Origin of the sequence: Vogesella sp. AC12, assembly GCF_024437575.1 — a bacterium.
GTDB classification, from domain to species: domain Bacteria; phylum Pseudomonadota; class Gammaproteobacteria; order Burkholderiales; family Chromobacteriaceae; genus Vogesella; species Vogesella indigofera.
This window is the reverse complement of record NZ_JANFNU010000014.1, coordinates 1-20,905: the sequence shown is the minus strand read 5'-3', so window position 1 is coordinate 20,905 and position 20,905 is coordinate 1. Positions and strand designations below refer to the sequence as shown.

General features: G+C 64.3%; 21 protein-coding genes, 3 tRNA genes and 1 riboswitch. Of the genes, 17 read left to right on the top strand and 7 right to left on the bottom strand.

The genetic code is table 11. The features are described 5' to 3' along the window. Positions 1-119: 119 nt before the first annotated feature. From NOM55_RS15965 to NOM55_RS15945, 5 genes are all read left to right on the top strand, one after another. Positions 120-593 carry a hypothetical protein gene (locus NOM55_RS15965; protein ID WP_255909623.1) on the top strand — a complete coding sequence of 158 codons (474 nt, stop codon included), beginning with the start codon at positions 120-122 and terminating at the stop codon, positions 591-593. Positions 594-671: 78 nt separating this feature from the next. Continuing rightward, a complete protein-coding gene (locus NOM55_RS15960; protein WP_255909621.1) occupies positions 672-1,616 on the top strand; it encodes a prenyltransferase in 945 nt (314 codons plus the stop codon). 36 nt (positions 1,617-1,652) lie between these two features. Beyond that, positions 1,653-2,246, top strand: a complete 594-nt coding sequence (ruvA, locus tag NOM55_RS15955; RefSeq protein ID WP_189353869.1) for a Holliday junction branch migration protein RuvA — start codon at positions 1,653-1,655, stop codon at positions 2,244-2,246. A gap of 2 nt (positions 2,247-2,248) precedes the next feature. Further along, entirely contained in the window at positions 2,249-2,995 is a 747-nt protein-coding gene (locus tag NOM55_RS15950; RefSeq protein WP_255909618.1) for an SDR family oxidoreductase, read from the top strand. 33 nt (positions 2,996-3,028) lie between these two features. Beyond that, a complete protein-coding gene (locus NOM55_RS15945) occupies positions 3,029-3,811 on the top strand; it encodes an NYN domain-containing protein (RefSeq protein WP_047968031.1) in 783 nt (260 codons plus the stop codon). A gap of 297 nt (positions 3,812-4,108) precedes the next feature. Here NOM55_RS15945 and ribB read toward each other — a convergent pair whose 3' ends face one another. Beyond that, a complete protein-coding gene (gene ribB, locus NOM55_RS15940; protein ID WP_255909616.1) occupies positions 4,109-4,741 on the bottom strand; it encodes a 3,4-dihydroxy-2-butanone-4-phosphate synthase in 633 nt (210 codons plus the stop codon). A gap of 131 nt (positions 4,742-4,872) precedes the next feature. Then, a riboswitch (FMN riboswitch) is annotated at positions 4,873-5,023 on the bottom strand. 79 nt (positions 5,024-5,102) lie between these two features. Here ribB and ruvB point away from each other — a divergent pair. From ruvB to NOM55_RS15925, 3 genes are all read left to right on the top strand, one after another. Further along, the gene (gene ruvB / locus NOM55_RS15935; protein ID WP_047968029.1) at positions 5,103-6,137 is read left to right on the top strand and encodes a Holliday junction branch migration DNA helicase RuvB; all 1,035 of its coding nucleotides are present in this window, start codon (positions 5,103-5,105) and stop codon (positions 6,135-6,137) included. Between the two features lie 29 nt (positions 6,138-6,166). After that, the gene (locus NOM55_RS15930; RefSeq protein ID WP_255909614.1) at positions 6,167-6,889 is read left to right on the top strand and encodes a glutamine amidotransferase; all 723 of its coding nucleotides are present in this window, start codon (positions 6,167-6,169) and stop codon (positions 6,887-6,889) included. 65 nt (positions 6,890-6,954) lie between these two features. Continuing rightward, positions 6,955-7,359 (top strand): hypothetical protein, encoded by a 405-nt coding sequence (locus tag NOM55_RS15925; RefSeq protein WP_047968027.1) that lies wholly within the window; start codon positions 6,955-6,957, stop codon positions 7,357-7,359. A 206-nt stretch (positions 7,360-7,565) separates the two neighbouring features. On the opposite strand, the gene proB is transcribed toward NOM55_RS15925, so the two are convergent. Both proB and NOM55_RS15915 read right to left on the bottom strand, forming a co-directional pair. After that, positions 7,566-8,684: a glutamate 5-kinase gene (gene proB, locus NOM55_RS15920; protein ID WP_120812552.1), complete on the bottom strand. Its 1,119-nt coding sequence runs from the start codon at positions 8,682-8,684 to the stop codon at positions 7,566-7,568. Between the two features lie 218 nt (positions 8,685-8,902). After that, complete coding sequence (locus tag NOM55_RS15915) at positions 8,903-10,261, bottom strand: adenosylmethionine--8-amino-7-oxononanoate transaminase (RefSeq protein ID WP_255909612.1); 1,359 nt, start codon at positions 10,259-10,261, stop codon at positions 8,903-8,905. A 432-nt stretch (positions 10,262-10,693) separates the two neighbouring features. Here NOM55_RS15915 and NOM55_RS15905 point away from each other — a divergent pair, with 432 nt between their 5' ends. The 3 genes from NOM55_RS15905 to NOM55_RS15895 all read left to right on the top strand — a co-directional run bounded on the left by NOM55_RS15905 (position 10,694) and on the right by NOM55_RS15895 (position 14,809). Next, a complete protein-coding gene (locus tag NOM55_RS15905) occupies positions 10,694-11,125 on the top strand; it encodes a pilin (protein ID WP_305118952.1) in 432 nt (143 codons plus the stop codon). A 65-nt stretch (positions 11,126-11,190) separates the two neighbouring features. Next, positions 11,191-13,014, top strand: a complete 1,824-nt coding sequence (locus tag NOM55_RS15900) for a PglL family O-oligosaccharyltransferase (RefSeq protein WP_255909611.1) — start codon at positions 11,191-11,193, stop codon at positions 13,012-13,014. 58 nt (positions 13,015-13,072) lie between these two features. Next, positions 13,073-14,809, top strand: coding sequence for a PglL family O-oligosaccharyltransferase (locus NOM55_RS15895; protein WP_255909610.1), 1,737 nt, complete (start codon positions 13,073-13,075; stop codon positions 14,807-14,809). A gap of 71 nt (positions 14,810-14,880) precedes the next feature. On the opposite strand, the gene rpoH is transcribed toward NOM55_RS15895, so the two are convergent. The 4 genes from rpoH to ftsY all read right to left on the bottom strand — a co-directional run bounded on the left by rpoH (position 14,881) and on the right by ftsY (position 18,581). Further along, entirely contained in the window at positions 14,881-15,741 is an 861-nt protein-coding gene (gene rpoH / locus NOM55_RS15890; protein WP_047968022.1) for an RNA polymerase sigma factor RpoH, read from the bottom strand. Between the two features lie 118 nt (positions 15,742-15,859). Continuing rightward, positions 15,860-16,768: a permease-like cell division protein FtsX gene (gene ftsX, locus NOM55_RS15885; protein ID WP_255909609.1), complete on the bottom strand. Its 909-nt coding sequence runs from the start codon at positions 16,766-16,768 to the stop codon at positions 15,860-15,862. Continuing rightward, on the bottom strand, positions 16,765-17,418 hold the full coding sequence (gene ftsE / locus NOM55_RS15880) for a cell division ATP-binding protein FtsE (protein WP_047968020.1): 654 nt from the start codon (positions 17,416-17,418) through the stop codon (positions 16,765-16,767). The genes ftsX and ftsE overlap by 4 nt, the downstream gene beginning before the upstream one ends. 62 nt (positions 17,419-17,480) lie before the next feature. Continuing rightward, positions 17,481-18,581: a signal recognition particle-docking protein FtsY gene (ftsY, locus tag NOM55_RS15875; protein ID WP_370687880.1), complete on the bottom strand. Its 1,101-nt coding sequence runs from the start codon at positions 18,579-18,581 to the stop codon at positions 17,481-17,483. Between the two features lie 177 nt (positions 18,582-18,758). On the opposite strand from ftsY, the gene rsmD reads away from it, so the two are divergent. The 6 genes from rsmD to NOM55_RS15845 form a co-directional block, all read left to right on the top strand. After that, the gene (gene rsmD / locus NOM55_RS15870) at positions 18,759-19,310 is read left to right on the top strand and encodes a 16S rRNA (guanine(966)-N(2))-methyltransferase RsmD (RefSeq protein WP_255909608.1); all 552 of its coding nucleotides are present in this window, start codon (positions 18,759-18,761) and stop codon (positions 19,308-19,310) included. Positions 19,311-19,386: 76 nt separating this feature from the next. Continuing rightward, entirely contained in the window at positions 19,387-19,638 is a 252-nt protein-coding gene (locus NOM55_RS15865; protein WP_047968017.1) for a YfhL family 4Fe-4S dicluster ferredoxin, read from the top strand. A gap of 138 nt (positions 19,639-19,776) precedes the next feature. Further along, positions 19,777-19,861 (top strand) — tRNA-Tyr (locus NOM55_RS15860). 53 nt (positions 19,862-19,914) lie between these two features. Then, positions 19,915-19,988, top strand: a tRNA-Gly gene (locus tag NOM55_RS15855). Positions 19,989-20,014: 26 nt separating this feature from the next. Beyond that, positions 20,015-20,089, top strand: a tRNA-Thr gene (locus NOM55_RS15850). Between the two features lie 31 nt (positions 20,090-20,120). Next, positions 20,121-20,905, top strand: a 785-nt coding sequence (locus tag NOM55_RS15845) for an elongation factor Tu (RefSeq protein ID WP_255909607.1), incomplete at its 3' end; no start/stop codon positions are given.

Here is a 20,905-nt window from a genome sequence, read left to right as displayed (position 1 = left end):
TCAGGCCGCGCCCCGGCGCCGCGCTGACATTGGCGGCTCCGCGTTTTATTGCGCCAGCCCAAGGCCGGTCGCCGCGCCGCGTGGCACACTGCGGCCAACCTTACTGTCTGGAGCCTGCGATGTGGAATGACTATGCCATCGCCCGCGCGCTGCACGTGCTGGCGATCGTGATGTGGGTCGGCGGTGTCGGTTTCGTCACCACGGTGCTGATTCCGGCGATCGGGCGCCGTTTTCCGCCGGAGCAGCGGTACGCGATGTTCGAGGACGTCGAGCACCGCTTCGGCGCACAGGCGCGGCTGTGGGTGCTGCTGGCGCTGGCCAGTGGCGCGTGGATGCTGCACGCCACCGACGGCTGGGCGCGGCTGTGGGATACCGGCTGGCTGCAGCTGATGCTGGCGGCGTGGCTGCCGTTTCTGCTGATGCTGTTCGTGCTGGAGCCGTTCTTCATCCACCGCTGGCTGAAGCGGCGCGCGCAGCACGACCCGGCCGGCACCATGCGCCTGCTGCAGCGGCTGCATGTCGGGTTGCTGGCGCTGACGCTGAGCGCGCTGCTGGCCGGCGTGGTCGGCGCCCACGGCGGCTGGCGCTTCTGACGCGTTATCGCTTGCCGGCAGCGGCCGCGTGCCGGCTTTGCGTTATGCTTGCTGGATCTGCCTTCCGCCTCCGACACCATGCCGACAGCGACTTGCCCGCCGCCACCCGACCGCTCCCGCCTTGATGGCCGTGCCGCGCGCTGGCTGCTGGCCACCCGCCCGGCCTTTTTGACCCTGACCCTCGGCGGCGTGCTGCTCGGTATCGCCGGCAGTGGCGGCGCCGCGCTGTGGCAACGTTGGCCGCAAGCGGCGCTGGCCCTGCTGCTGGCCTTGCTGTGTCACGCCGCGGTCAACGTGATCAACGATGTGGCCGACCACGACAACGGCAGTGATGCGGCCAACGTGGCGCGGCAGTTTCCGTTTACCGGCGGCAGCCGCATGATCCAGGACGCGCTGCTCAGCCGCCGCGACATGGCGTGGCTGGCGCAGTGGCTGTTCGCGCTGGTGATCGCCGGCGGCCTGCTGCTGGTGTGGCTGAGCGGGCCGTGGCTGCTGGCCATCGGCGTGATCGGCGTGCTGTTGGGCTGGGGCTACTCGGCGCCACCGCTGCGGCTGAACAGCCGCGGCCTCGGCGAAGCCTGCGTGCTGCTGTGCTTCACCCTGCTGCCGCTGGGCGCGCAGGTGCTGCTCACCGGCACGCCGTCGCTGTCCATGTTGGCCGCGGCCTTGCCCTACGGCCTGCTGGCCGCCGCGCTGCTGTACATCAACCAGTTTCCGGATCGCGACGCCGATGCACTCGCCGGCAAGCGCCACTGGGTGGTGCGGCTGGCGCCGCAGCGGGCGCGCTACGGCTACCTATTGTTGGTGACGCTGGCTCTGCTGAGTCTGTTGGCGGCAATTGCCGCCGGTCTGCTGCCGCTGCGCGCCATGCTGCTGTTGCCGCTGTGGCTGCTGCCGGCACGGGCAGCCGTCACGCTGTGGCACAATGCGGCGCAACCGGCGCGGCTGCGGCCCGCCCTGATCCAGACCATTGCCGCGGCCAATCTTTATCCGCTGGCGCTGGCCGCCATCCTGTCCTGTTAAGCGCCGCACTGCGGCCAACCTTTTGAAAGCCCCGAAATGATCGGACGACTCACCGGCACCCTGCTCGAAAAACTGCCCCCGCAAATCACCGTCGACGTCAACGGCGTCGGCTACGACGTGGACGTGACCATGACTACCTTCTACCAGCTGCCGGCGCTGGGGCAGAAGACCACGCTGTTCACCCACCTGGTGGTGCGCGAAGACGCGCATCTGCTGTACGGCTTCGGCAGCCGCGACGAGCGCGAGACCTTCCGCCAGCTGATCAAGATCACCGGCGTCGGCGCCAAGATCGCGCTGGCCATCCTGTCCGGCATGACCGCCGACGAGCTGGCGATCGCGGTGGCCAGCGAAGACATCAAGCGCCTGTCCAGCGTACCCGGCATCGGCAAGAAGACCGCCGAGCGGCTGGTGCTGGAGCTGCGCGGCAAGCTCGCCACCGGCGGCAACCTCACCGTGCCCGGCGGCCTGCCGTTTGCCGCGACCCCGGACGAAAAGAGCGACATCATGGGCGCACTGCTGGCGCTGGGCTACAACGAAAAAGAGGCCGCCGCGGCCACCAAGGGCCTGCCGGCGGACGTTACCGTCAGCGACGGCGTGCGTCTGGCGCTGAAGAACCTGATGAAAGGCTGAACATGGACAAGGTGCTGCTGGTCACCGGCGCCAGCCGTGGCATCGGCGCCGCCACCGCGCTGCTGGCCGCGCAGCGCGGCTACGCGGTGGCGGTGAACTACCACCGCAACCAGGCGGCCGCCGAGGCGGTGGTGGCCGCCATTCACGCCAGCGGCGGCCGTGCGGTGGCGATTGCGGCCAACGTGGCTGACGAAATCGACGTGCAGCGCCTGTTCGTGGAGACCGAGCTGGCGCTGGGGCCGCTGTCGGCGCTGGTCAACAACGCCGGCGTGCTGGAGCCGCAGATGCGGCTCGATGAAATGAGCGTGGCGCGCTGGCAGCGCATCCTGGCCACCAATGTCATCGGCCCGCTGCTGTGCTGCCGCGAGGCGGTGAAGCGGCTGTCCACCCGTCACGGCGGGCAGGGCGGCGCCATCGTCAACGTGTCCTCGGCCGCCGCGCGGCTGGGCTCGGGTGGTGAATACGTCGACTACGCTGCCAGCAAGGGGGCGCTGGACACGCTGACCATCGGTCTGGCCAAGGAAGTGGCCGCCGAAGGCATCCGCGTCAACGCGGTACGCCCCGGCTTCATCTACACCGACATGCACGCCGATGGCGGCGAGCCGGGCCGCGTCGACCGCGTGAAGAGCGCGGTGCCGCTGCAGCGCGGCGGTCAGCCGCAGGAAGTGGCGGAGGCGATCCTGTGGCTGCTGTCCGACGCCGCCTCGTTCACCACCGGCAGTTTCATCGATGTCGCCGGCGGCCGCTGAGCGCGCCGCGGCATCGTCAACAAGGGGAAAATAATGGCCAACGTAGCGGTACTGATCGACGCGGACAACGTGTCGCCGGGCTGGATCGAGGACGTACTGGAAGAGGCCGGCAAGCTGGGCGTGCTGGCACTGAAACGGGTGTACGGCGACTTCAGCCGTCACGACAAGGCGTGGCGCGATCTGTGCGCCCGCTTCGCCATCCACCCGATCCAGCAGTTTCCCAACACCAAGGGCAAGAACGCGTCCGACATCACGCTGGTGATCGACGCGATGGACATGCTGCATTCCGGCCGCTACCACAGCTTCTGCCTGATCTCCAGCGACAGTGATTTTTCGCGGCTGGCGACGCGGCTGCGCGAGGACGGGCTGGAAGTGTGGGGCTTCGGCGAGGAGAAGACGCCGTCGGCCTTCGTCAACGCCTGCAGCAAGTTCGTGTACGTGGAAGTGCTGGCGCTGAGCGACGAGGCCAAGGCGGAGGAGAGCGCGGCCAAGGAGGGCGACGGTGCGCGTGGCGGCGGCAAGCCGGCGCCGGCGGCACGGGTGCTGCGACCGCTGGACAAGAAGCTGCGCGTGCAATTCCAGAAGGGCATCGAGAGCATGGACGACGACGAGGGCTGGGCCGACCTCGGCGGCGTCGGCAGCCTGCTGGGGCAGTGGATGCCGGACTTCGACCCGCGCAATTACGGCTTTGCCAAGCTGTCCGAGCTGGTGCTGAAGTCGGGCTGGTTCGAGGTGCGCAAGGCCAGCAGCGGCCGCGGCGGGGTGTCGATCCGCCTCAAGCCGGGCAACGGCGGCGGGCGCAAGCCGGCCAAGTAGCGCGCTTGCCGCGCCACGCCGGCGTCAGCCGGAAAAAAACCGCAGCGTGAGGCACGCTGCGGTTTTTGTTTGCGGCCGGCTTCCCCGGATGCGCTGCGCTTATCCGGGCTACGGTTTTTTTTGCGGCCAACGTTGGCCGCAAGCGTTCACGGCTGCTCGCGCGCCAGCCATTGCACAGTCCGGGCAAGCCGCAGGCGCATCCGGGAAAGGAGGGCTGTGGGGCGTGGCCGGCTTCCCCGGATGCGCTGCGCTTATCCGGGCTACGGTTTTTTTGCGGCCAACGTTGGCCGCAAGCCTTTACGGTTGCTCGCGCGCCAGCCATTGCACCAGCTCGGCCACCGTCAGCTGCGGCAGCTGGTGTTGCGCGGCGTAGGCATCCAGCTCGGCGCCGCGCATCATGCTGCCGTCCGGATTCATCAGCTCGCACAGCACGCCGGCCGGGCTGAAACCGGCCAGCCGCGCCAGCTCCACCGCCGATTCGGTGTGGCCGCGGCGTTCGCGCACACCGCCGGCACGGGCGATCAGCGGGTAGACGTGGCCGGGGCGGGCGAGGTCCTCGGGCCTGGCGCCGGGGGCGATGGCGGCGCGGATGGTGGTGACGCGGTCGGCGGCGGAGACGCCGGTGCTGACGCCTTCGGCGGCCTCGATGCTGACGGTGAAGGCGGTGCCGTAGCGGCTGCCGTTGTCGGCCACCATCGGCGGCAGCGCAAGCCGTGCCGCGTGCTCGGGTGTCAGGCACAGGCAGACGATGCCGCTGCAGTCGCGGATCAGGCGCGCCATTTCCGGCACCGTCAGCGCGTCGGCGGCCAGGATCAGGTCGGCCTCGTTTTCGCGGTCGTGGTCGTCGGCGACGATCACCGGCTTGCCGGCGCGCAGTGCGGCGAGGGCAGCGTGGATGCGCAGGGAAAGGCTATCGGTGTTGGCATTCATGGATAACGGTCCTCAAATTGGCTAGTGAGAAACACGTCACGGGGCGTGAAGCGGCCGGCCTGACGGCCAACCTGGTGCGCACGGCGTGCGCGGACAGCCGCCCCCGTCGCCGGCTGGCGTGCGGGGGATGGCGTCATCTTCTTTCATCCGGACTGTGACCGTCGGCTCTGGCATCGCACCAGATCTGCTGACCTTTTGCCGGGCGGCAAAAGCGCTCGCGGGCTCGGCTGCGCAGGCAGCCATACCGCCGGTGGGGAATTGCACCCCGCCCTGAAGACGTCGCTTGCGGCCAACGTTGGCCGCAAGCGGGGCACAGTATAGCAGTGGTAACATCGGGCGATTGATCCCGAGTGATAGCGACATGATCCAGACCGACAACCTGATAGGCGGCGCGCCGGAGCGCCGCATCGTCACCCAGCAAAGCCTGTCGCAGCAGGAAGAGGCGCTGGAGCGCGCGCTGCGGCCGAAGCAGCTGGACGAGTACGTCGGCCAGAAAAAGGCGCGCGAACAGCTGGAGATTTTCATCGAGGCGGCGAAAAAGCGCGGCGAGGCGCTCGACCACGTGCTGCTGTTCGGCCCGCCGGGCCTTGGCAAGACCACGCTGGCGCACATCGTGGCGCGCGAGATGGGCGTCAACCTGCGCCAGACCTCCGGCCCGGTGCTGGAGCGCGCCGGTGACCTGGCCGCGCTCTTGACCAACCTCGAGCCGCACGACGTGCTGTTCATCGACGAGATCCACCGCCTGTCGCCGGTGGTGGAGGAGATCCTGTATCCGGCGCTGGAGGACTACCAGATCGACATCATGATCGGCGAGGGTCCGGCGGCGCGCTCGGTGAAGATCGACCTGCCGCCGTTCACGCTGGTCGGCGCCACCACCCGCGCCGGGATGCTGACCAACCCGCTGCGGGATAGATTTGGGATTGTCGCGCGGCTGGAGTTCTACACCCCGGAGGAGTTGCAGCGCATCGTGGTGCGCTCCGCCGGGCTGCTCAACGTGCCGCTGGCCGACGACGGCGCGTTCGAGGTCGCGCGCCGTTCGCGCGGCACGCCGCGCATCGCCAACCGCCTGCTGCGCCGCGTGCGCGACTACGCCGAGGTGCGCGCCGACGGCACGGTGACCGCGGCGGTGGCCGACGCCGCGCTGGCGATGCTGGACGTCGATCCGGCCGGCCTGGACGTGATGGACCGCAAATTGCTTCAGGCGATCCTGGACAAGTTCGGTGGCGGCCCGGTGGGGCTGGACAACGTCGGCGCCGCCATCGGCGAGTCGACCGACACCATCGAGGACGTGATCGAACCGTTCCTGATCCAGCAGGGCTATCTGCAGCGCACGCCGCGCGGGCGGATGGCGACGGCGCTGGCGTATACCCACTTCGGGCTGCCGACCCGGGAGTAAGCGGCGGCACCGATTCACGAGCGAACACGATGCAGAAAAAGCTGATTATCCGCACCGGCCGCGTCTATGCCGGCTTGCGCGCCGAGCTGGGCGATTTTGACGACTGGATCCGCCGCGAGCTGGGCGCCGATGGCGACAGCTGGCAGGTGATCGACGTGCAGGGCGGCGAGGCGCTGCCGGCGGTGACGGAAGTGGCGGGGGCGGTGATTACCGGCTCGGCGGCGATGGTCAGCGAGCGCGCGCCGTGGAGCGAGGCTACCGCCGCCTGGCTGCGCAGCGCGCATGCGGCCAACGTGCCGTTGCTGGGCATCTGTTTCGGGCACCAGCTGCTGGCGTCGGCGCTGGGCGGCGAGGTCGGTTATCACCCGCAGGGGCCGGAGGCCGGCACGGTGACGGTGCACACCACCGCCGCAGCCGCCGCCGACCCGTTGCTGTCGGCATTGCCTGAGCGTTTTGCTGCCAACGTGATCCACTGGCAGAGCGTGCAGCGGCTGCCGGCCGGCGCGGTGTGCCTGGCGCACAATGCCTTCGAACCGCACCACGCCTTCCGCCACGGTTCGGCGTGGGGTGTGCAGTTTCACCCGGAATTCAATGCCGAGGCGATGACGCGCTATCTGGCACAACTGGCGCCGTTGCTGGACAAGGCGCAGCTGTCGCTGCCGGCGTTGCAGCAGAATGTTGCAGCGACACCACATGCGGCGGCTTTATTGCAGCGTTTCGCCACCTTGCTGCCCGGGGCTGCGCAAGGTTGAGCACGCGGCGTACAATGCGCGCCAGATGTTTTATTCGCTCATGATTGCTCAGGGAGTATGCAGGCATGTTTTACGCCATTTTGCTGGTGACACTGGCGGTCGCCTTGGTGACGTCGATACTGGTGGTCCGTTTTTTCAACGAGGCAGTGAAGAAAATCCTGTCGCGCATCGTCGGCGATGATCTGGCCGAGGCGTGGCGCAAGTACATGAGCTTCGCCATCGTGGTGGTCGGCGTCTCCGGTGGCGTGCGCATCTGGGATCTGGAAAAGTTCGTGCCCAACGGCCGCGAATCGGCGTTGGAGCTGAACGGCGTGCGCTGGACCATCCAGATCTACCGCACCGTGATCGACACCCTGTCGCAGATCGCGTGGGTGATGCTGCTGTTCTTCCTGTGCACCATGGTCGCCTACGTGATCATGCGCGCGGTGGAAGCACGTGCCAGCGAGCGCGGCGGCAAGGCGCCGGAGTAAGCGCCACGCCGGGCCGGTCTGGCCATCATGCAAACAGGGCTGCCGTGGCAGCCCTGTTGCTTTGTGTGCGGTCGCCTTGGAACGTGTTCACGATCCCGCCCGCTCAGGCGAGACAAGGCGAAAACGGCTGAGGAGGCGGCGTTGAGCTGGATAGAAACCAGCATGCCGAAGCCGTTTATCAGCCGCCGCAGATCGTGAACAACTTCTTACAGCGCGACCATGTTGTCGCGGTGGATCAGCTCCGGCTCGATCAGGTAGCCGAGCACACCCTCGATGTCGCGGGTGGCCTTGCGCATGATCAGCCGCGCTTCTTCCGAGCTGTAGTTGACCAGCCCGCGCGCCACCTCGGCGCCCTGTTCGTCGACGCAGACCACCGCGTCGCCGCGCAGGAAGCTGCCTTCCACCGCGATGACGCCGATCGGCAACAGGCTGGTGCCTTTTTCGCGCACTGCCAGCGCGGCGCCGGCGTCCAGCACCACCTTGCCGGACAGCTGCAGGTGATCGGCCAGCCACTGCTTGCGTGCGGCCAACCTGGTGGTCGGCGCATTGAGCTGGGTGCCGATCGCCTCGCCATCGGCCAGCCGCGACAGCACGTTGGCCTCGCGGCCGCAGGCGATCACGGTGGCGGCGCCACTGCGTGCGGCGCGCTTGGCGGCGATGATCTTGGTGTACATGCCGCCGGTGCCGACGCTGGAGCCGGCACCGCCGGCCATGTCTTCCAGCTTGCTGTCACCGGCCTCGGCCTCGTGCACGAAGACGGCATCGGGATGCTTGCGCGGGTCGGCGGTGTACAGGCCCTGCTGGTCGGTGAGGATCACCAGGCTGTCGGCTTCGATCAGGTTGGTGACCAGCGCGCCGAGGGTGTCGTTGTCGCCGAAACGGATCTCGTCGGTGACCACGGTGTCGTTTTCGTTGATGATGGGCACCACGTTCAGCGCCAGCAGCGTCGACAGCGTGGTACGGGCGTTGAGGTAGCGCAGGCGGTCGGACAGGTCTTCGTGGGTGAGCAGCACCTGTGCGGTTTTCAGGCCGTGTTCGCGGAAGGCGCTTTCATACGCCTGGCACAGCCCCATCTGGCCGACGGCGGCGGCGGCCTGCAGCTCGTGCACCGCCTTCGGCCGCTTGGCCCAGCCCAGCCGCTGGCAGCCTTCGGCGATGGCGCCGCTGGAGACCAGCACCACTTCCTTGCCGCGGCGTTTCAGGTCGGCGATTTCGGCGGCCCAGCGCGCCAGCGCGCTCATGTCCAGGCCCTTGCCGTCATTGGTCACCAGGCTGGAGCCTACTTTCACCACGATGCGCGTGGCGCTGTGAATCACCGATTGCATGTCGCCGAATCCCGTCAGAAGCAAAGCCGTCAGTTTACCCGATTCCGCCGCCATGCCGCAGTGCGTCAGGCGGCGGGTAGAGAGTATTCACGATCTCGCGAGCTCACGCGAGACAAGGCGAAAACGGCTGAGGAAGCGGCGTATATCCAGATTCAAACAAGCATGCCGAAGGCGTTTTCAACGCGGTATCGCCGAAGCGTAGCAGATCGTGAACAGGCTTACGGCAGCGCGGTTTCCGGCCGCGCCGACGGCCGGTCGCCGGCCAGCAGCTGCGTCAGCGCCGACAGCGTGGCGTCGACCAGCTGCCGCATGTGGCTTTCCTCGATGATGTAGGGGGGCATGAAGTAGACCGTCTTGCCGATCGGGCGCACCAGGCAGCCCTGCTGCAGCATCAGGCTGAAGAAGGCGGGGCCGAAGTCGGCGCGCTGGCAGTCGACGTCGAACGCCCAGATCATGCCGCGCTGGCGGAAGTGGCGCACCGCCGGGTGGGCGGCGATCACCGCCAGGTGGTGACTGAACAGTGCGGCGGTGGCAAGGTTGGCCGCAATCACCTGTTCGTCCTCGAAGATGTCGAGCACGGTCAGCGCCGCGCGGCAGGCCAGCGCATTGCCGGTGTAGCTGTGCGAGTGCAAGAAGCCGCGGCTGACCTCGTCGTCGTAGAACGCGGCGTAGATGTCGTCGGTGGTCAGCACGCAGGACAGCGGCAGGTAGCCGCCGGTGATGCCTTTCGACAGGCACAGGAAATCGGCGCGGATCGCCGCCTGCTCGCAGGCGAACAGCGTGCCGGTGCGGCCGAAGCCGACCGCGATCTCGTCGGCGATCAGGTGCACCCGGTACTGGTCGCACAGCCGGCGCGCTTCGGCCAGATACAGCGGGTCGTACATCACCATGCCGGCGGCGCCCTGTACCAGCGGCTCGATGATGAAGGCGGCGAGCTCGTGGCCGTGCTGTTGCAGCAGGGTCTCCAGCGCGCTGGCGGCGCGGCGCGCGACGTCGGCGGCCGTCTCCCCCGGTGCGGCAAGGCGGGCATCGGGGCTGGGTGCGCGCAGGTTGTGTTGCAGCAGCGGCGCGTAGGTGTCGGAGAATAGCGGCACGTCGGTCACCGCCAGCGCGCCGACGGTTTCGCCGTGGTAGCTGTGTTCCAGGCTGAGGAAGCGGGTCTTCTGCGTCTGGCCGTGGTTGCGCCAGTAGTGGAAGCTCATCTTCAGCGCGATCTCGGTGGCGCTGGCGCCGTCGGAGCCATAGAAGGCATGGCCGAGGCCGGTGAGTGCGGCCAACCTTTCCGACAGTTCCACCACCGGCTGGTGGGTGAAGCCGGCGAGGATCACGTGCTCCAGGGTGTCGAGCTGATCCTTCAGCGCCTGCTTGATGCGCGGCTGGTTGTGGCCGAACAGGTTGACCCACCACGAGCTGACGCCGTCGATGTAGCGCTTGCCGTCGAAATCCTCTAGCCAGATGCCGTCGGCGCGGGCAATCGGGATGATGGGCAGGGTTTCGTGGCGCTTCATCTGGGTGCAGGGGTGCCACACCGCGGCGCGGCTGCGTGCCAGCCAGTGTTGTGCTTGCGAGTCATGCATGGTGGGGCCTCCGGAAGACAAGGCGGGCATCGTAACATGGCGCCGCACCGCGCAAGAGTGACGAAAATTGTCAGCCGCGTGCCGATTTTGCGCCCGCCGGCCGCCGCTGTACTGGCGGTGCTGGGCGCAAAAAGCCTGCTACAGCGGTCTTTTGCGATGGCCGCGGCCAACCTGGCACGGCCTGGCGCCAATCTTGCTGTGCTTTGTCAGGAATCAAGCTGCGCTGGCTCATTGCCGTGTATCCTCGCCGCGACGGTCTTTATAAGGCAGCTAGCAACGAGGGCGCAGTTCCGGGAGTGTTGCTGGCAGCCGGTCCCGGTTCCGTGATTTACCGGGGCGGCTTGTGTGCCAATTGGCAATTGCAGCGCTGGCTTGGATTTGTTTTTTCGCTGGTAGTTTGCCGTTTTCCATTTTCAAACAGGAGCGATACACATGAAACGTGTACAACAAGGTTTTACCCTGATCGAACTGATGATCGTGGTTGCGATCATCGGCATTCTGGCCGCGATCGCGATCCCGGCGTATCAGGACTACACCAAGCGTGCCCATGTTGGTGAAGGGCTGCAACTGGCCGCCGGTTCGAAAACGGCGATTGCCGAGTACTACGCCAGTAATGGTGTATGGCCATCCTCTAATGCTTCGGCTGGTATTGCCTCTGCAACTGATATCAATGGTAATGCAGTGGAGTCGGTAACAATTGGGGCCAGTGGTGTTTTGACCGTGGCGTACAATGAAAAAGTTGCCTCCGGCGCTGAGCTGACCATTACCCCTACTGCGGCGTCTGGCTCCATTACTTGGGCATGCGCAATCGCTTCCGGTAATGCCGAAATGAGCTCAAAATGGCTGCCTTCCAATTGCCGCTAATAATTTGAGCTGCAAGCATAACAAGGGTGCTGCGGCACCCTTTTTTCATTTTGCCGGATTTCCCGATGCGCCTCTCTTCGTACGCGGCCGATCGTTTATTGTTGCTGTTGCTGTCGCTGACGCTGGCGTTGCCGTTCTTCAACTTTGCCCGTTACTCTCCGGCACCCGACTGGTGGACCAATAGCGTCGTGGTGATGTTGCTGGTACCGGTGCTGCTGTTGGCGCTGTGGCGTGGTGCGGCGTTGGATGAGTCATCCTCGATTGCCGTGCCCCGGTTATTGCCATTAGCCGGATTGTGGTGGTGTCTGGTGTTCCTGCCGCTGGCCTTGCTCCGCGATGGTGGTATCTACAGTTTGGCGTTATCGGAATCGCTGGCGGTGTTGCTGGCGCTAGTTGCGGCCAGCCTGTTGTTCCAGCTGCAAAACAGGCTGGGGCGACCACAGTTACTGATCACCTTGGCCGCAGTAATGTTGGGGGGAAGCTTGCTGCAGGCGCTGATCGGTATTGCGCAGTTGCTGCAAGTGGCTCCGTTGGCCGATGGCTGGCTGGTGTATCACCAGCCAGTTCCATTCATCATGGGTAATGTCGCGCAGCGTAACCAGTTTGCACATGTGCTGACTTGGGGGGTGTTGGCGGCGGTGTATTTGTGGCTGGTGCAGCACTTGCGTAGCTGGCTGGCGTGGCCAGCGATTGGCTTGTTGGCGTTGGTAATGGCATGGTCTGGTGGACGCTTGCCGCTGGCTTATGCCGGAACGATGCTGCTTGTGGCTGCTATCTGGTTCTGGCGCGGTCAAGATCGCCGTTTGTTATGGGGATTGCTGTCGGCTGCCTTGTTGATTTTATTGATGCAATGGGTGGGGGGCTGGCTTGCCCAGGTACTTACGGGGCAGAGTATTGGCAGTGGTTGGGATCGGCTGGGCGATGCCGGTTTTGGTGCCCGGCGCCGTATCGAATGGCAAAAAGCATGGTTGATGATTTCGGCTTACCCTTGGTTCGGAGTGGGTTTGGGCGATTACGCTTACCACTCTACCTGGCTAGAAGCTTTTGGCGGTCTGCCCAAGCTACCGGAAAGCGCGCTATTTACACATAGTCATAATCTGATCATGCAGTTGCTGGCTGAAACGGGAATACCTGCGACCCTGCTGGCGGCTGGGACGGTATCGCTATGCCTATTGCCATTTTTGCAAAAGCAACATGCCAATCGTGAGAATGCTTTTCTGCTATTGTTGGCGGCTACCATTCTGGGACACTCCATGTTTGAGTACCCGTTGTGGTATTTACCTTTCCTGCTTGCTTTTCTGTTTGTCCTGGCACTATCGCCGCTTCCACCAGTGACAGTGGCAGTGCGTGCCTCATTGCGCCGTCTGGGTCTCAGCGTGCTGCTGCTAGGGTGTTTGCTTTATTTGATCTTCGGTATTCCTGGATTTTTCACTGTAATCAAGGTGCAGCAGCCATCGCGTAATCCTGCCGAAAATCAGCAGCGTATCGAGGACTTGTTGCGGTTATCGCGCAATCCATTTTGGGCGTACGAGGCCGAGTTGACGCTGGCCAATTATCTGCGGCCATCACCGCAAGATCTTGAAATCAAGTTGCAACATTATGAGCAATTGGCTCGTTACCGGCCTTATCCAATGTTGTTGTGCCATCTGGCAATGCTTCGGGCGTGGCACCAGCAACCTCAGGCTGCACGTGAGGCCATGATTATGGCCATTGCTGCGTATCCAGAGGCTTTGCCGGTGATGTTGCAGACGCTGACAGTACGGTCGGAGTCGGAGATTGCACCACTGAAGCAGCTGGTACTGCAGGCTCAGCAGGCCTATCGGCAGGGAGGTGGCCTGGCCGCGGTTCAAAGTGTGGCCAGTCGCTCGCTGGGCCGGCCCTTGCCGTGAGATCTGACAGCAAAAGCGGCGGTGCGGTATGCTTCCGCCTTTGCCGAAACGCGGATTGATGATGTTTGCTTCTCTTGCGCGGCCAAGGTTGGCCGCATTGCTGCTGGCGGCGGTGACCGTGCTGCCCTTCCTGTCGCCGTTCCACTACCTGCCGCTGCCGCAGTGGTGGGGGGAGATCGCGGTGGTGGTACTCGGCGCGCTGGCCTGCCTGTGTCTGCCGCACGGCACGTTGCGCCTGCCGCGGGTGGTGCCGTGGCTGGCGCTGTTGGCGCTGCTGTGGCTGAGCCAGCCATTATTTGTCGAGTTGCTGTTTCCCGGCCTCAATGCGGCAACCGCGCTGGCCTTTCTCGCGCTAGCGCTGCTGGCGCTGGCGGTGGCCCGCTGGCAGGCGCTGAGCGACGCCGAAACGGTGATGACGGTGCTGGCCAAGGGCTTGCTGGTCGGTACCCTGCTGCAGTCGCTGATCGGGCTGGCGCAGCTCACCGGGCTGGCGCCGCTGCTGGGCGGCGTGCTGTTCTACGATGGTGCGCATCCGACCTCCAATATTTTCGGCCACATCGGGCAGCGTAACCAGTATGCGCACTACCTGAGCTGGGGGCTGGTGGCCGTCAGCTGGTTGGCCGTGGCGCGCGTGCTGTCGCGCGGCGTGGCCGTCGCGGTGCTGCTGTGGCTGGCGCTGTCGATCGCCTTTGCCGGCTCCCGCACCGTGCTGCTGTACGCGGCTGCCTTGCTGCTGCTGGCGCCGGCCTGGTACTGGCACGTGCGCGACGAGGCCAGCAAGCGCCTGATGCAGTGGTTGCTGCTGGCGGCGGGCTTGCTGCTGCTGATGCAGTTCGCGTTGCCGCTGGGCGAGTGGCTGTTGCGACCGCTGTTGCATGGCGAGCTGGTGGCCAGCGGGGTCGAGCGGCTGGCGGCCAACTCTGATGGCATGGGCGCGCGTCGGCTGGCGGAGTGGGGCAAGGCGTGGCTGGTGTTCCGCGAGGCGCCGTGGTTCGGCGCCGGCTGGTCGCAGTACGCGTACCACAGCGTGCGGCTGCAGCTACTGCCGCAGTTTGTCGATAGCGGCGTCAACAGCGGCCTGTTCAGCAATGCCCACAATCTGGTGTTCCAGCTGCTGGCCGAGGTCGGCTTGATCGGCACCCTGGCGGTGTTGCTGGGCTTGGGCTGGGTGTTGCTGCCGTGGTGTGGCCGTCAGGCGCGGGCGGTGCATCTGCTGCCGCTGGCCATGCTGGTCATCTCGCTATTGCACAGCATGCTGGAGTACCCGCTGTGGTATCTGTATTTCCCGGCGGTACTGGTGATGCTGCTGGCGCTGGCGCCGGTGGCGGAGGGGGGCAAACGCCGCCCGTTCCGACCGGTACAGTACGGCGCGCTGCTGATGCTGCTGCTGGCGGGGTATGGCAGCTATCGTTACGTCGAGATGCAGGGCCTGTACAACCCGCGCAGCGCGCAGCAACAGCAGCGGTTGCAGCAGATCATGCGCAACGAGCCGCTGTTTGCCTTCCACGCGCTGGGGCTGCTGGATGATGTGGTGAGGCCGGGACGCGACAGTCCGTCAGCGCAGCGGCAGTGGATTGCGCTGCTGGCGCAGATGCGGCCGTATCCGGATGTGCTGCGCAAGGAGGCGCAATTCCTGGCGCTGGAAGGGCGCCCGCAGGAGGCCGCCTACACCATGCGGTTGGCGCTGGCCTCGTTCCCGACCTACGCGCCGTTTTTCCTGCGCGCGCTGTCGCCGGAAGAGCCGGCGTGGCAGCCGCTGCGGCAACAGGTGGAAGCGGCGATGCTTAAGCCGTGAACGGCGGCTGGCCAGCAATGAAAAATCCCTGCACATGGCAGGGATTTTTTGTGTCTGGCGAGGTGGGCAGATCAGCCGTCGATGACCACGCCGCTGTGCAGCGCCGTCTTCATCTTGCCCAGTGCCTTGGCCTCGATCTGGCGGATGCGCTCGGCGGACACGCCGAATTCGGCGGCGAGGTCATGCAGCGTGGCGCCGCTGTCGTCAGCCAGCCAGCGCGCTTCGATGATGCGGCGGCTGCGCGGGTCCAGTGTCGACAACGCTTCCAGCAGGCCTTCGCTCTGCAGACGATCTACCGCACGGCGCTCCAGTGTCACGGTCGGCTCGTTGTGGGCATCGGCCAGCCAGTCGATCGGGGCGTAGGCGTCGTCGTCGTTGTCGTCGGCCAGCAGCGACACGTCCTGGCCGCTCATGCGCGTTTCCATTTCGCGCACTTCTTCCGGCTTGACACCGAGATCTTCGGCAATGGCACGGGCTTCGCTGTCGCTGAGTGCGGCAAAGCTCTTCTTCATGCTGCGCAGGTTGAAGAACAGCTTGCGCTGTGGCTTGGTGGTGGCAATGCGCACCAGCCGCCAGTTGCGCAGGATGAATTCATGCATCTCGGCCTTGATCCAGTGCACCGCGAACGAGAACAGGCGCACGCCGCGGTTCGGTTCGAAGCGCTTGACCGCCTTCATCAGGCCGATGTTGCCTTCCTGGATCAGGTCGGCCTGTGGCAGGCCGTAACCGGCGTAGCCGCGGGCAATGGATACCACCACGCGCAGGTGAGACATCACCAGGCGTTTTGCCGCTTCCAGGTCTTCGTGTTGCTGATGACGCGTGGCAAGCTCGATCTCCTCTTCCTGGGTCAGCATCGGGATGCTGTTAACGGTCTGGATGTATTGCTCCAGGCTGCCGTTGGAAGAAAGTACGGGCAGGGCAAAAGTGGACATGTATTCGCAATCCTCCTAAATGGACCGACTTATCTTAGCACTCGGATTATGAGAGTGCCAGACGACAGGAGTTCCTGCCAATGGCAAATTTCAATCAGACCGATTGTCTCGCCCGATGTCACGCCGGCTGGTTTTTGCGCAGATGATGGTCTGCGGCCAACCTGGCGCCGAGCATGCTCAGCAGCACGGCGCCCAGCAGCACGCCCAGCACTTCCAGCGGCTGCAGGCTGCGTAACTGGGCATCGATGCCGTACAGGCTGGCGAATTCGGCCAGCGCCGGATTAGCCTGGTAGGCCAGCCAGCTGCTCAGGCCCCAGCATAGCAGCGCCGACAGTCCGCCCTGCCACGCCGCGTGATAGAGGAAGGGGCGACGAATGAAACTGTCGGTGGCGCCGATCAGTTTCGAGACCGCGATTTCTTCCTGCCGCGCCAGGATCTGCATGCGGATGGTGTTGTGGTTGATCAGCACCATCGCCAGCGCAAACACCACCGCCAGCAGCCAGGCAAGCTGGCCGGCGAGGGTGATCATCGCGTGCAGCTTGCGCGCCCAGGCCGCATCGAACTGCGCCAGTTCCACCATCGGCAGCCCGGACAGCTCCTTCTGCAGCAGGTCGAGCATCGCCGGCTCCAGCGCTTGCGGAGTGACGATGAAGGCGTGCGGCAGCGGATTGCTGCCGAGGCCCTCGCTGATCGCGTTCAGGCCGCTGCGCTGTTCCAGTTCTTTCAGCGCGGCATCCTTGTGCACAAAGCGGAAGGATGCAACCCGTGGATGGTGCTTGAGGCTGCTTTCCACCGCGGCCAGATCGGCCTGTTCGCTGGACAGTTCCATGAACAGCGTGATCTGCGGCGTGGTGTTCAGCTTGGCGGTCCACTGCTGCAGGCTGCTGATACCGAGATACAACGACACCGGCAGCGCCAGCGCGATGGCCAGCATCAGCAGGTTGAGCAGGTTGCCGAACGGCTGGCGCAGGATCTTCAGCAGTGCGCTGCGGGCGCTCTGTGCGTGCAGGTACAGGTAGTGTTTCATGCGGCGAATTGTCCTTCACGAAGCCGGATGATGCGGCGGCCGTAGTCTTCCATCAGCGTTTCGTCGTGGGCCGAGATCAGCACCGTGACACCAACCTGGTGGAAGGACTTGAACAGCTCCATGATGTCCAGCGCGTAGGCGCGGTCGAGGTTAGCCGACGGCTCGTCCGCCAGCAGGATGCTGGGGCGGTGCACCACGGCACGGGCAATGCACAGCCGTTGCTGTTCGCCGCCGGACAGGCGGATCGGCATCACCTTTTCCTTGCCGGCGAGGCCGACCTTGTCCAGTGCCGCCCGCACGCGGCGCTGCGCATCGCGGCGGTCGAAACCGATGATGTCCAGCGGCAGCATCACGTTGTCGAATACCGAGCGGTCGAACAGGATCTTGTGATCCTGGAACACCACGCCGATGTGCTGGCGCACATAGGGCAACTGGCTGGCGCGCAGCTTGCTCAGGTTCTGGTTGTTGACCAGCACATTGCCGCTAGTGGCGCGCTCGATACCGGAAACCAGCTTCAGCAGCGTGCTTTTGCCGGCGCCGGAATGACCGGCGAGGAACACCATCTCGCCGCTTTCCACCGCGAAGGACAGGTTGCGCAGCGCCTCGTGTCCACCGGGGTAGCGCTTGGTGACTTGGTCAAATCGGATCATCGGCAATCATCCCGCACAAAGGTTGGCCGCAACGGTGGCGGCCGGCAAGTGGATCAAGGCGCTCAGTCGAACAGCGCGTCGACAAAGTCGCGGGTCGAGAACGGGCGCAGGTCGTCGATGCCTTCGCCGACGCCGATGAAGCGCAGCGGTACCGGGTGCTGCTTGGCGATGCCGGCGATGACACCGCCCTTGGCGGTGCCGTCCAGCTTGGTGAGGATCAGGCCGGTGAGACCCAGCGCCTCGTCGAAGGCCACCACCTGGTTGATCGCGTTCTGGCCGATATTGGCGTCCAGCACCAGCACCACTTCGTGCGGAGCATCCGGGATCGCCTTCTGGATCACGCGCTTCACCTTCTTGATTTCTTCCATCAGGTGCAATTGCGTCGGCAGGCGGCCGGCGGTGTCGGCAATGACGATGTCGATGCCGCGGGCCATGGCGGCCTGCATCGCATCGTAGCAGACGGCGGCGGCGTCGCCGCTTTGCTGTGCGATCACGGTGACGTTGTTGCGCTCGCCCCAGGCAATCAGCTGTTCGCGGGCGGCGGCACGGAAGGTGTCACCGGCGGCGAGCAGCACCGACTTGCCCTGGCTCTGGAAGTACTTGGCCAGCTTGCCGATCGAGGTGGTCTTGCCGGCGCCGTTGACGCCGGCGAGCATGATCACGTAAGGCTTCTTGCCGTGCGTCTGCAGCGGCTGCTCCAGCGGCTTGATCAGCTCGACCAGCGCCTCCTTCAGCGCACCTTTCAGCTCGCTGGCGTCCTTGAGTCCCTTCAGCGACACCCGCTCGCGCACGTCGCGCAGCAGGTGGCTGGTGGCGTCCATGCCCATGTCCGACGTCAGCAGTACCGCTTCCAGCTCTTCGTACAGCTCGTCGTCGATCTTGCCGCCGCCGAACAGGCCGGCCAGTTGCTTGCCCAGCTTGTCGCGGGTCTTGGCGAGGCCGGACTTCAGCCGCTCGGTCCAGCTCGGCTTCACCTGCGTCACGCTGCTGACCGGAGCGGGAGCGGGGGACTCGACAACTGGCGCTGCTGTTTCCGCGGCGACTGGTGCCGGCTCAACGTTTGCCACTGGTGCGATTACGGTGTCGGCTGTCGGCGCGACCGGGGCTGCCGGCGGGGTCGGGGTGGTGTCGGGAACGGGTTTTTTCTTGAAAAAGCTGAACATGCGAAATGGCTGAGTCGAAGTAAGAGATTAGCGCTGGATTGTACCGGCAAAAGCCGGGGCGAGGGCAAACCTGAGTATAAAGCGCGACATGGCGTTAACAGATTGATTCACGACAGAAGTTCTGCGGCGGTAAATGGAGTAAAATCTCGCCCTTCTTTGAACAAGGCAGGGTATGGCATGGCGCAGCAACGCAACAAGGTGCGGATCATTGCCGGCAAGTATCGTCGGCGCCTGCTGCCTTTCCCGGATGTTGACGGCTTGCGGCCAACCCCGGACCGGGTGCGCGAAACGGTGTTCAACTGGCTGGCCGATCGTGTCGAGAACGCCGATTGTCTCGACCTGTTCGCCGGTAGCGGGGCGATGGGCTTCGAGGCCGCGTCGCGCGGTGCGCGCAAGGTGGTGCTGGTCGAGAAAAGCCGCACGGCGCTGCAGTGCCTGCGCGACAGCAAACAGTTGCTGGCAGCAGCCGAAGTACAGCTGCATTCCGGTGCCGCGGAGGACTACCTGGCGCGCAGTGCGGAGCGTTTCGACCTGATCTTCCTCGACCCGCCGTATGCGCTGACCCTGCTGCCGGCATTGCTGCCCAAGGTTGGCCGCATGTTGAAGGCGGGCGGATGCATATATATAGAATCGGATCGGCCGGAGCAGTTTACCGGTTGGCGGGTGCTGAAAGAGGGCAAGGCGGGGGCGGTGCGCTTTGCGCTGCTGGCCGCTGAGTCCAGCGAATAAACATATAACGGCATGGGCTTGCGATGGTGTGCCGGCGGTGCCAGAATTCACTAGTGAAATACCTGAGGAAATTACTATGTCTTTGATCATTACTGACGAATGCATCAATTGCGATGTCTGTGAGCCGGAGTGCCCGAACAACGCCATTTCGCAAGGTGAAGAGATCTACGAAATCGATCCTAACCTGTGTACCCAGTGTGTTGGCCACTACGACGAGCCGCAGTGCCAGCAAGTCTGTCCGGTGGACTGCATTCCGCTGGATGCCTCCAATCCGGAGACGCATGACCAGCTGTATCAGAAATACCTGGTGATCACCGCCAAGGCCTGATTGCGCTAAGCCGTTGATTTGTGAAGCAGCCGTCACCGAGTGTGGCGGCTGTTTGCATTTTGGCTGCAAAAAATCCGAAAAATCACGGAAAAGCTGTTGACGATCGCCGGAGCTGTCTATAATATTCGGGCTTCTTCAGGGGGGATTCCCGAGCGGTCAAAGGGATCAGACTGTAAATCTGACGGCTCAGCCTTCGAAGGTTCGAATCCTTCTCCCCCCACCAAGGTTACCAGCATCTTGGCGGCGAAAGCAGTTAGAGTTGGCCGGGATCGTAAGGCGGGTGTAGCTCAATGGTAGAGCAGAAGCCTTCCAAGCTTACGACGAGGGTTCGATTCCCTTCACCCGCTCCAAGTTGCGATAGTTGTAAAGTTTTTTGGCCCATGTAGCTCAGGGGTAGAGCACTCCCTTGGTAAGGGAGAGGTCGGCAGTTCAATTCTGCCCATGGGCACCAAACTCATTTTATTGTATTCAGGGAATTTGCCATGGCTAAGGAAAAGTTTGCGCGGACCAAGCCGCACGTAAACGTTGGTACCATCGGTCACGTGGACCATGGTAAAACCACTCTGACTGCAGCGATCACCACTATTCTGTCGAAGAAATTTGGTGGCGAAGCGAAAGATTACTCGCAGATCGACAGCGCGCCAGAAGAAAAAGCACGTGGTATCACCATCAACACCGCTCACGTAGAGTACGAGACCGAGTCCCGTCACTACGCTCACGTTGACTGCCCAGGTCACGCCGACTACGTGAAGAACATGATTACCGGTGCTGCGCAGATGGACGGCGCGATCCTGGTTTGCTCCGCAGCTGACGGCCCAATGCCACAGACTCGCGAACACATCCTGCTGTCCCGTCAGGTTGGTGTGCCTTACATCATCGTCTTCCTGAACAAGGCTGACCTGGTGGATGACGCTGAGCTGCTGGAACTGGTTGAAATGGAAGTGCGTGACCTGCTGTCGTCCTACGACTTCCCAGGCGATGACACTCCGATCGTTACTGGCTCCGCTCGTCTGGCGCTGGAAGGCGACCAGTCCGAATACGGCGAACCAGCGATCTTCCGTCTGGCCGACGCACTGGATACCTACATCCCGACTCCAGAGCGCGCTGTTGACAAGCCGTTCCTGCTGCCGATCGAAGACGTATTCTCCATCTCCGGCCGCGGTACTGTGGTGACCGGTCGTGTAGAGCGCGGTATCGTTAAAGTTGGTGAAGAACTGGAAATCGTTGGTCTGAAGAACACCGTCAAGACCACTTGCACCGGCGTGGA

Coding starts and splice junctions, on each gene's coding strand:
- rsmD (WP_255909608.1), top strand. CDS start 18,759: ATGGCGCAGCAACGCAACAAGGTGCGGATCATTGCCGGCAAGTATCGT.
- NOM55_RS15930 (WP_255909614.1), top strand. CDS start 6,167: ATGCAGAAAAAGCTGATTATCCGCACCGGCCGCGTCTATGCCGGCTTG.
- ribB (WP_255909616.1), bottom strand. CDS start 4,741: ATGAATGCCAACACCGATAGCCTTTCCCTGCGCATCCACGCTGCCCTC.
- ruvB (WP_047968029.1), top strand. CDS start 5,103: ATGATCCAGACCGACAACCTGATAGGCGGCGCGCCGGAGCGCCGCATC.
- proB (WP_120812552.1), bottom strand. CDS start 8,684: ATGCAATCGGTGATTCACAGCGCCACGCGCATCGTGGTGAAAGTAGGC.
- NOM55_RS15960 (WP_255909621.1), top strand. CDS start 672: ATGCCGACAGCGACTTGCCCGCCGCCACCCGACCGCTCCCGCCTTGAT.
- ftsY (WP_370687880.1), bottom strand. CDS start 18,581: ATGTTCAGCTTTTTCAAGAAAAAACCCGTTCCCGACACCACCCCGACC.
- NOM55_RS15925 (WP_047968027.1), top strand. CDS start 6,955: ATGTTTTACGCCATTTTGCTGGTGACACTGGCGGTCGCCTTGGTGACG.
- ftsX (WP_255909609.1), bottom strand. CDS start 16,768: ATGAAACACTACCTGTACCTGCACGCACAGAGCGCCCGCAGCGCACTG.
- ruvA (WP_189353869.1), top strand. CDS start 1,653: ATGATCGGACGACTCACCGGCACCCTGCTCGAAAAACTGCCCCCGCAA.
- NOM55_RS15945 (WP_047968031.1), top strand. CDS start 3,029: ATGGCCAACGTAGCGGTACTGATCGACGCGGACAACGTGTCGCCGGGC.
- NOM55_RS15895 (WP_255909610.1), top strand. CDS start 13,073: ATGATGTTTGCTTCTCTTGCGCGGCCAAGGTTGGCCGCATTGCTGCTG.
- NOM55_RS15900 (WP_255909611.1), top strand. CDS start 11,191: ATGCGCCTCTCTTCGTACGCGGCCGATCGTTTATTGTTGCTGTTGCTG.
- rpoH (WP_047968022.1), bottom strand. CDS start 15,741: ATGTCCACTTTTGCCCTGCCCGTACTTTCTTCCAACGGCAGCCTGGAG.
- NOM55_RS15865 (WP_047968017.1), top strand. CDS start 19,387: ATGTCTTTGATCATTACTGACGAATGCATCAATTGCGATGTCTGTGAG.
- ftsE (WP_047968020.1), bottom strand. CDS start 17,418: ATGATCCGATTTGACCAAGTCACCAAGCGCTACCCCGGTGGACACGAG.
- NOM55_RS15915 (WP_255909612.1), bottom strand. CDS start 10,261: ATGCATGACTCGCAAGCACAACACTGGCTGGCACGCAGCCGCGCCGCG.
- NOM55_RS15905 (WP_305118952.1), top strand. CDS start 10,694: ATGAAACGTGTACAACAAGGTTTTACCCTGATCGAACTGATGATCGTG.
- NOM55_RS15950 (WP_255909618.1), top strand. CDS start 2,249: ATGGACAAGGTGCTGCTGGTCACCGGCGCCAGCCGTGGCATCGGCGCC.
- NOM55_RS15965 (WP_255909623.1), top strand. CDS start 120: ATGTGGAATGACTATGCCATCGCCCGCGCGCTGCACGTGCTGGCGATC.